This window comes from Kitasatospora sp. MBT63 (genome assembly GCF_000710465.2).
GTDB lineage: Bacteria > Actinomycetota > Actinomycetes > Streptomycetales > Streptomycetaceae > Kitasatospora.
The window spans coordinates 1-8,137 of the sequence record NZ_JAIZ01000033.1 but is presented as its reverse complement, the minus strand read 5'-3'; the positions used below and the strand labels follow the sequence as shown (position 1 = coordinate 8,137).

General features: G+C 71.2%; 10 protein-coding genes. 7 read left to right on the top strand and 3 right to left on the bottom strand.

Annotation, left to right across the window (positions count from 1 at the left end; translation table 11 throughout):
• The first annotated feature begins 41 nt into the window (after positions 1 to 41).
• From AA75_RS02130 to AA75_RS02110, 7 genes are all read left to right on the top strand, one after another.
• A complete protein-coding gene (locus AA75_RS02130; protein ID WP_051811609.1) occupies positions 42 to 683 on the top strand; it encodes a hypothetical protein in 642 nt (213 codons plus the stop codon).
• A gap of 156 nt (positions 684 to 839) precedes the next feature.
• Positions 840 to 998, top strand: coding sequence for a hypothetical protein (locus AA75_RS48930; RefSeq protein WP_158515428.1), 159 nt, complete (start codon positions 840 to 842; stop codon positions 996 to 998).
• Positions 995 to 1,411 carry an ATP-binding protein gene (locus AA75_RS02125; protein WP_051740071.1) on the top strand — a complete coding sequence of 139 codons (417 nt, stop codon included), beginning with the start codon at positions 995 to 997 and terminating at the stop codon, positions 1,409 to 1,411. The genes AA75_RS48930 and AA75_RS02125 overlap by 4 nt, the downstream gene beginning before the upstream one ends.
• 206 nt (positions 1,412 to 1,617) lie before the next feature.
• Positions 1,618 to 2,724: a radical SAM protein gene (locus AA75_RS02120; protein WP_033817951.1), complete on the top strand. Its 1,107-nt coding sequence runs from the start codon at positions 1,618 to 1,620 to the stop codon at positions 2,722 to 2,724.
• A gap of 4 nt (positions 2,725 to 2,728) precedes the next feature.
• Complete coding sequence (locus AA75_RS53385; RefSeq protein WP_255360172.1) at positions 2,729 to 2,863, top strand: hypothetical protein; 135 nt, start codon at positions 2,729 to 2,731, stop codon at positions 2,861 to 2,863.
• Positions 2,864 to 2,925: 62 nt separating this feature from the next.
• Positions 2,926 to 3,738 carry a hypothetical protein gene (locus AA75_RS02115; protein ID WP_033817950.1) on the top strand — a complete coding sequence of 271 codons (813 nt, stop codon included), beginning with the start codon at positions 2,926 to 2,928 and terminating at the stop codon, positions 3,736 to 3,738.
• Between the two features lie 266 nt (positions 3,739 to 4,004).
• The gene (locus tag AA75_RS02110; protein WP_233288883.1) at positions 4,005 to 4,670 is read left to right on the top strand and encodes an aminoglycoside phosphotransferase family protein; all 666 of its coding nucleotides are present in this window, start codon (positions 4,005 to 4,007) and stop codon (positions 4,668 to 4,670) included.
• Positions 4,671 to 4,847: 177 nt separating this feature from the next.
• Here the strand turns inward: AA75_RS02110 and istB are convergent, their stop codons facing one another.
• From istB to AA75_RS02095, 3 genes are all read right to left on the bottom strand, one after another.
• The gene (istB, locus tag AA75_RS02105) at positions 4,848 to 5,639 is read right to left on the bottom strand and encodes an IS21-like element helper ATPase IstB (protein WP_033817948.1); all 792 of its coding nucleotides are present in this window, start codon (positions 5,637 to 5,639) and stop codon (positions 4,848 to 4,850) included.
• Positions 5,636 to 7,132: an IS21 family transposase gene (gene istA / locus AA75_RS02100; protein WP_033817947.1), complete on the bottom strand. Its 1,497-nt coding sequence runs from the start codon at positions 7,130 to 7,132 to the stop codon at positions 5,636 to 5,638. Before istA ends, istB begins: the two co-directional genes overlap by 4 nt.
• A gap of 40 nt (positions 7,133 to 7,172) precedes the next feature.
• Positions 7,173 to 8,137, bottom strand: a 965-nt coding sequence (locus tag AA75_RS02095) for an IS110 family transposase (RefSeq protein ID WP_033817946.1), incomplete at its 5' end; no start/stop codon positions are given.

Genomic DNA, 8,137 nt, shown 5'->3' with positions numbered 1-8,137 from the left:
GGACTCGAACCCGCGACACTTGAAGATCACCAACAGCATCGATGGACTGGGCCGCTCAGCGGGCCGGTGATCGTGCTCCCGCTCTGCGGGCCGCCCGCGAGTACCTGCGGGTCACCGCCTACCTGCGCGTCGGCGACCTGGCGGCATGCCGGCGTCTTCAGGAGTCCGGCCGGGGCCACCTGGAGGGCACGGACGCCAAGACGCCGAGCGCGCTGGTCACCGAGGGGCAGCTCCACCTCGGCTCCGCCGTGGTCGCCGCCCGCGCCCGGGAGACGGACGTGATGAAGCATCACCTGGACGAGGCTCAGAAGGTTGCCGCCAGGACCGGCGAGCGGCTGGACCTGTCACTGCACTTCGGGCCCACGAACGTGCAGGTCCACCGGGTGATGACGCTGGTGGAGGCCGGTGAACACGACCAGGCGGTGGACGCCGCGAAGGGCCTGCGGTTCCCGGCCGGGTGGGCGCCGACCAGGATCGGACACCATCACATCGACCTGGCCCGCGCCTACCGGTGGATGGCCAAGCCCGAAGCCGCGCTCGACCAGCTGGATGCCGCGTACGCGGTGGCGCCCGAGCAGGTCTCCCGGCACCCGCTCGCCCGCGAGACTGTGACCGCGTTGTCACGCTCCGCTAGCCGCCGGAGTGTACGGCTGTCAACCTGGATCACACGAACGGGCATCTGACGATCTTTCACTTCTGGTGAAATTCACGGCCTTACATCAGCGGCATCGTGGTGTTCAGGCCCCCGCGACGTGAAGCCGGGGCATGAGCCCGGTCCGGATCCACGCGCGGTCCGGACCGGCGCTTCCACCACACCGCTGATCCCTCTGGAGCCCGTGATGGCCGCCACCCGCCGCCCGCCGCACCCCGCCCCGGCGCCGTCCGGGCCGCGCAGATCCGCCGGGGACCGCCTGCGGCGGAGGGCCCTGGCCACCGCGGCGGCCGGCTGGGCCGACTTCTCCCCGGCCGCCGACCCCCGGATGCGCCCGGCCTCGTGAGCACGGCGACCGCCCCGGCGCCCGCCGTCGAGAAGCCGTCCATTGCTCACTTGCCTTACCGGCCCGAGTCGGCCTCGGCGGCCCGCCGCCTGGTCCGCGACAAGCTGGCCGAGTGGGAGCTGGACGACCTGATCGACGACGCCCAGCTGATCGCCTCCGAGCTCGTGGGCAACGCCTCCAAGACCGGCTGTCTCCTCAGGATGACCGTCGAGGTCACCCGGATCACCGCTACGGCAGTACGGATCTCGGTGACCGACGGCAGCCGTGTCCTGCCCGTGCTGATCGACGCCGGCTTGAAGGCCGAGGGCGGGCGGGGCCTCGCCCTCGTGCACCAGCTCACCAGAGGCCAGTGGGGCACCACCCTGGAGCCGCTGGGGAAGACGGTGCATGCGGACCTGCGGGGTGCGTCATGACCGGCCAGCACCTCGGCACCACCGAGCACACGCCGCGGCTCCACGGTCACCCGGCCGCCCCCAGTCCCATCCGCCGAGGAGAAGGCCATAGACCCGTCCGACGCTCGGCCGAGCCGATACAGCCCCGCTGGGTTGGGGCTGCTGTCCCCGCACACCCATTCCACTGCGCGACCCCGCCATCTCGCCCGCCGTCCAAGGGAGTGTCCATGCACGACTTGATCGCTTCTCCGTTCCTGGACGGCTATGTGGCCGTCCGGCCCGGCCGGCGCGAGGGCCTGCGGATCGGCGGGGGCCGATACCGGGAGCTCCTGGATGCGCCGCCGCAGGCCATGGTGCCCGGATGGCTCGCGGAGGCGGCCCGCAACGCCTGGGGTGTGGTCCTGGACGGGCGGCGGCTCCACGAGACGGTCCTGGTCCGGCAGCCCGCCGGGCTCGGCTACGGCCGCGCGTCGTGGGAGATCAACAAGGGCTGCGACTACGACTGCGAGCACTGCTACCTCGGCCTGAAGAACTTCGAGGGCCTGGCCTGGGAAGACAAGGTCAAGATGTTGAACGTCGTCCGGGACTCCGGCGCCCTGTGGTTCCAGATAACCGGCGGCGAGCCGCTGATCGACCGCGACTTCCCGGCCGCCTACCAGTACGCGAACGAGCTGGGGCTAATGGTCTCGATCGCCAGCAACGGCAGCCAGCTGTCCAAGCCGCGCGTCCAGGAGCTCTTCGCCCGCCACCGCCCCTACCTGATCGCGGTCAGCGTCTACGGCGCCACCGCCGCCTCCTACGACGGCATGACCCGCAACCGAGGCGCGTTCGACCGGTTCATAAAGGGCCTGGAAGCCTCCCAGGACGCGGGCCTGCCCCTGAAGCTGAACATCGTGGTCTCCGAGCGCAACGCGGGAGAGATCCCCCAGATGCAGGCGCTGGCCGACCGGTACGGCTTCCCTCACCACGTGTTCACCACGATGAGCCCCACCATCGAGGGCGGCGGCGAGCGGATGGGCACCCAGGCCGCCGACTACGTCATGCCACGCAGGCCCTTCCAGGGCTGCAACGCCGGGCACACCTTCTTCCACGCCGACCCCTGGGGGAAGGCGTCGATCTGCAAGGTCGGCCGCGACCCCCAGTTCGACCTGATCACCGACGGCGTCGACGGCCTGCGCCAACTGGGCGCCGTCGCCGACTCCCTCCAGCTTCGCACCGGTGGATGCTCCGGCTGCACGCTGTCCGGCACCTGCTTCACCTGCCGGCCGCTGGCCAAGCTCTACCAGGAGGCGAAGGCCCCGCTCAACACCTACTGCCAGCACGGAGGGAGGTAAACCCATGCCGGTACCCGTAGCGCTTACGCTCACCGAGCGGCCCCTTGAGGACGAGGAGGTCGTGTTCGTCGGCGACTTGGACGACGTCCTGGAGGTCGTCATGTGCTCCTGCTCGTCGAGTGAATCCCAGCCGTACTAGCACGTCCGGTGGTGCCCCGGCCCAGGTCGGGGCACCACCCACCGCCCCTCTGGAGTCCAGCAGTGTCGATGAACCGCCTCGCCTGGCACCACCTCCCGCCTGCCGCCCGCGCCGCCGTCCAGGAGCACACCGGCCCCTTCCTGACCACCGCCGACGCGTCCACCGGAGCGAACTCCGGCGTCGCCGTGAAAGCCCTGACCGCCTCCGGCGAGGTGTTCATCAAGGGCATCCCCGTCGACAACCGCCAGGTCAAGACGCAACTGCGCGAAGCCGCCGTCAACCCGCACCTGCCCAAGTCGTCCCCCCGACTGCTGTGGCACCTGCAGGCCGGGGGCTGGGACCTGCTCGGCTTCGAGGCGATCGAGGGCCACCTCGCCGACTTCTCACCGGGCAGCCCCGACCTGCCCCTGGTCGTCGAAGCGCTGACGGAACTCGCCCACACCCCCTGCCCGGACATCCCGCTGCTGAGCTTCTCCAAGCGGTACGCGCCCTACGGCGACACCCCGGAGCTGTTCGACGGGGACGCGCTCCTGCACACCGATATGGCCCCGCACAACGTCCTGGTCGACCACGCCGCCCACCTCATCGACTGGGCCTGGCCCACCCGGGGCCCGGGCTGGGCCGACCCGGCCGTCTGGGCCGTACGCCTGATCGACGCCGGACACACCCCTCGGCAGGCCGAGCAGTGGGCCGGCCGGCTGCCGGCGTTCGAAGCCGCGGACCCCAAGGTCCTCCTCGCCTTCGCCGAGGCCAACGCCCGCTACTGGCGGGAGGTCCACGCCCAGGCGTCGGCGGCAGCGTGGACACGGTCCATGGCCGCCTCCGCTCTCGCCTGGCGCGACCACCGGCGCGACCACTCGCTGGCCGGGAAGTGACCGACCCACCCATGGACCCGGCCCTGATCAGCGGCCTCCTGGACGAGATCACCGACGCCGCCGGCCACCGGGCGCCTACCCGGCTTCCGCTGCGCGTCTGGTCCATGTCAGGAGTCGAACGGCTGACCTACCCCGACGGCACCACCGCCGTCCTGAAGTACGCGCGCGAGCCGTTCACCCGGGAGGACCGGATACTGCGGACCGCCGCACGGGCTGGCGTCCCGGTGCCCCACGTGGTCGGCTCAGCCCGGCGAGGCGGCCTGCTCGTGATGGTGCTCGAAGACCTCGGCGACCCGCAGCGCGAAGCCACCGACAGCGAAGCCGCCACAGCCGCCGCGCTCCTGCACGCAGCCGCCCCGCCACCGTCATTGCCGACGCTGGATCAGAACGCCTTGGCGGCCCTGCCCGGCAAAGCCCTGGGTCACCTGAAACGACTGCACGCCGCCGACCGCTGGACGGAAGGGACCGAAGACCTCACCGGCATCCTGTACGCCCTCGCGCACGCCGCGAAGAAGAAGGCAGTCGGCGCACAGACCGCTCCCTTCGGCTGGGTGCACTCCGAATACCATCCGTCCAGCCTGCACATCGGCCCCCGGGGCCGGCACCTGCTGGACTTCGCCCACTCCTTCACCGGACCGGGCCTCCTCGACCTCGCCTCCTGGCAGGGCCTCACTCTCAGGCAGCCCCCGGATCCGGCACGCCTGCGCGGACTCATCGACGCCTACATCGCCGCAGGAGGGCCACGTGACGCGCTCGCCCGCCGCGGCGGGCTGCCCCCGGAGGCGTGGGCGCTGGGATGGCACCGGGTCTGGGCGATCGAATGGTTCCTTGAACAAGCACACCGATGGATCAACGACCCCGCCAAGGACCCCGGGGCCGTCAAAGTCGTTCGCCGCCATCTGATATCGGCGGCGGATCTCCTCGAGGTGTGAAGGAGGCCCCCGCCAGCTGCGGGGCTCCTCCTCCGTGGTCTTCACCCCCGAGGGCGCGACCGTGTGTCAACGGTCTTGAAGTTCTCCCCATAGGCGGCCAGGAGTTCTCCCCACTGGTGGCCTGCGGGTTCTCCCCAACGGCGGCCAGATATCTCCCCGCCCTGGGTCGTGTGGTGATCAGCTGAAGGGCTTGACGCCCTGACCGGAGGTGGCCTGGGTGAGCCGGAAGCTGTCACCCTGGGTGACCACGATGTGAGCGTGGTGCATGAGCCGGTCGACGGTGGCCGTGGCCAGGGTCTTCGGCATGATCTCGTCGAATCCCGAGGGGTGCAGGTTGCTGCTGACCGCGAGCGCGCGGCGTTCGTAGGCGGCATCCACCAGTCGGTAGAAGCCCTCGGCTGCGTCGGGGCTGACCGGCAGCAGGCCGATGTCATCGACGATGATCAAGTCGGATCGGATGACCCGGGCCAGGGCTCGGGCGATGGAGTCGTCCGCGCGGTGGCGGCGGACCAGGGCGCCGAGGTCCTCGATGGTGAACCAGGCAACCGTCATCCCGGCCTCGACCGCGGCCTGCCCGAGAGCCTCGGTGAAGTGTGACTTTCCCGTGCCGGACGGTCCGCAGACGCAAAGGCTCTCCCGGCGCCTGACCCATTCCAGGGTCTTGAGGGCGTCCTGGGTGGCGCGGGGTATGGAGGATGCCGTCTCGTCCCAGTCGCCGAACGTCTTCCCGGCGGGGAACCCGGCCCGCTTGCGGCGGGTGTGAAGGTTGGCGCGGTCACGGCCGGCGGCCTCCTCGGCCAGCAGGACACGGACGACCTCGGCCGGGTCCCAACGCTGGGCCTTCGCGGTGGGGATCAAGTCGCCCAGCGCGCGACGGATGTGAGGCAGCTTCAAGCGCCGGGTCAGCGCGATCGCCTCGTTCAGGGGATCGCCGGCCGAGCCGGGGACGCTGCGGAGCGGGGTCGTCATCGAAGGTCGTCCTGTTCGTCGTCGGTCGCGTCGGTGCTGGTGGTGGGGCCGAAGCGGGCCCAGGCGGAGGTGCCGGGCTGCAGGCTGTGGGTCTCGCTCGCGCGGGTGGGTTCGGGGATGCCGTGTCTGGCCTGGTAATCGAGGATCGACAGCAGGTCCTTCTCGGCGAAGCGGCCGGTGACCGCGGCGGTGCCCAGGGCCCGATCGACCTGGGCAGCGGGGAACAGTTTGGACAGCGCGACGGCTTCGGCCATCTTGGCCTTGACCCTGCGGGTCCCGGCGGTCGCTGCCTCGACCAGCCAGGCGGCGGCTCCGGGGCCGATCATCAGGAACGCGGCCTCCTCGGCGCTGGTGGCGCGCGGGGTGCGGTCGCCCTCCTTGTCCTCGCGCTCGGGGTAGTGGGCCTCGTCGATGACCGGGCTGCCCGGGGTGCCGCGCTGGTGGCGGGCCACTTCGGAGGCGGTTCCGTCGGCCTGGACGGCGGTGACGATGAGCTCGTCGCCGTGGAACCGGGCCCAGACCCGGGTGTCGATCAGCGGGTGCGGGACCGAGTAACGGACCGCCTCCACCGAGATCGTCGCGTCCCAGTTGACCCGGCGGGTGGTGCCGAACGCGACGGTGAAGGGCTGCTTGGGCAGCGGGTGCAGCCGTTGTTGTTCCTCGGCGAGCATCTCGACCGGGCGGCGGCGGGTCTCGCGGTGGACGCGGTTGTTGACCTCTTCGCAGAAGCTGCGGCAGGCCGCCTCCAACACGGCGAAACTGCGGTATTCCTCAAGGAGGTTGACGTCCTTGGGGACCAGGTCTGCCTTGGCGATCCGCACGGTCGCCTCCGAGCCGCCCTTGGTCTCCGGGTCGGCGGGCAGGCAGGTGCGGATGGTCATGCCGTAGTGCCGGGCGACCTCGACGATCTCCGGGTTGCGGACCGCGATCCCGGCGATGTGGTCGGTGCTGACCGTCTTCTCGTTGTCGGTCAACGCGTAGGCGGGCACTCCACCGATCCTGCGCAAGGTGGCATCGAGGCAGGCGGTGATCGTGGGCAGGGTCTTGTCCCAGACCGGGATCACGACCCGGAAGCGGGACCAGGCCAGCCACGCGCACCACAGCGAGGTCCGCCGCCCGCCGATGGTCGGGCCCTCGCCCCAGTCCCACTGCAGCCAGAGCGCCGGCTCGGTGATCCAGGGCCGGTAGATTCGCCGCTGCCCGGCCCTGAACTGGGCTTTCGCCTCGGCGACAGTGCGGCGGGTGGTGCGTTCCCCGCCGGTGAAGCCCATCGCGGAGATCCGCTTGTGGACCACGTCGGCGCGGATCCTGCCGCCGGAGCGGACCACGAGCTCCTCGATCTTGGGCAGGAAGGCGTCGATCGCCCGATCGCGGTGTCGGCGCTGGTCAGGCTGCTGGCCGGCCGCGCGCATCTTCACATAGCGGGCGACCGTGTGGTGGTCGCATCCGGCCAGCTCAGCGGCCGAGCGGTAACTGCCCGTGAGACATCGCACGGGGTTAGCGCGTCAAGTTTTGGGGGCGAGTCCGCCGGGGTCACGCGGCAGCTGCCTCTGCGTCTGCCTGTGAGGCGCCGGCTGCGGGGAAGGCGGTGTTCTCGTCGAACCGTTCGTGGTGCTGGAGGCAGTGGTGGAGCTGTCCGAGCAGGCGGTTGAAGAGGTGGCGTTGGGCGGCGGCGTGCCAGTCTCCGTGTTCGCGGCGGGCGCGGTAGTGGGCGCCGGCTCCGGGTGAGGCGGTGAGGGCGGAGAACGCCCAGAGGTAGCCGGTGTGGTTGAGGCGGTCGTTCTTGACGATGCGCCGGCCGATGTGGCTCTTCTTGCCGGAGGCGCGGGTGACCGGCGCGGCTCCGGCGTAGGCCTTGAGGCCGCGGGCGTCGGCGAAGCGGGTGTGGTCGTCGCCGACCTCGGCCAGGACGCGGGCGGCCAGTTGGGTGCCCAGACCCGGGAAGGACAGGAGGATCTCCGCGTCGGGGTGCTGGGGGAAGAGCTCCTCGACGGCCTGGGCCAGTTCCTCGGCGGCCTGGCAGGTGGCGTCGAGCTGGTGCAGGAGGGCGAGCATCTGCTTGCCGAGGGCGTCCTCGACGAGCTGGGGCTGGTGGGCGTACTCGGCGCGGAAGACCTCGCGCAGCCGGTCGGTCTCGGTGTCGAGCTTGCGGCTGCGGCCGGCCCGTCTGAGGGCGGCGGCGATCTGGCTGCGGGTCAAGCGGGCGGCGCGGGCCGGGGTGGGGGCGAGCTTGAGGAGTTCGCGGGCCTCGGAGCGGCAGAGGCCGTTCTGCCAGGGTCCGAAGGCGTCGAGGGCGGCGGGGTAGTACTCGCGGAGCAGGGAGCGGAGCCGGTTGGAGATCTGCTGGCGGTTCCAGGTGGCGTCCTGTTGGGCTCGGGCCAGCACCGCGATCGCGCGGGCGAGGTCGGTGTCGGCGGGGAGCGGGCGGTGCATGGGCATGTCGGTGCGCAGGATGTTCGCCAGGACCAGGGCGTCGCCGGGGTCGGACTTCTTGCGGG

Coding starts and splice junctions, on each gene's coding strand:
- AA75_RS48930 (WP_158515428.1), top strand. CDS start 840: ATGGCCGCCACCCGCCGCCCGCCGCACCCCGCCCCGGCGCCGTCCGGG.
- AA75_RS02120 (WP_033817951.1), top strand. CDS start 1,618: ATGCACGACTTGATCGCTTCTCCGTTCCTGGACGGCTATGTGGCCGTC.
- AA75_RS53385 (WP_255360172.1), top strand. CDS start 2,729: ATGCCGGTACCCGTAGCGCTTACGCTCACCGAGCGGCCCCTTGAGGAC.
- istB (WP_033817948.1), bottom strand. CDS start 5,639: ATGACGACCCCGCTCCGCAGCGTCCCCGGCTCGGCCGGCGATCCCCTG.
- AA75_RS02130 (WP_051811609.1), top strand. CDS start 42: ATGGACTGGGCCGCTCAGCGGGCCGGTGATCGTGCTCCCGCTCTGCGG.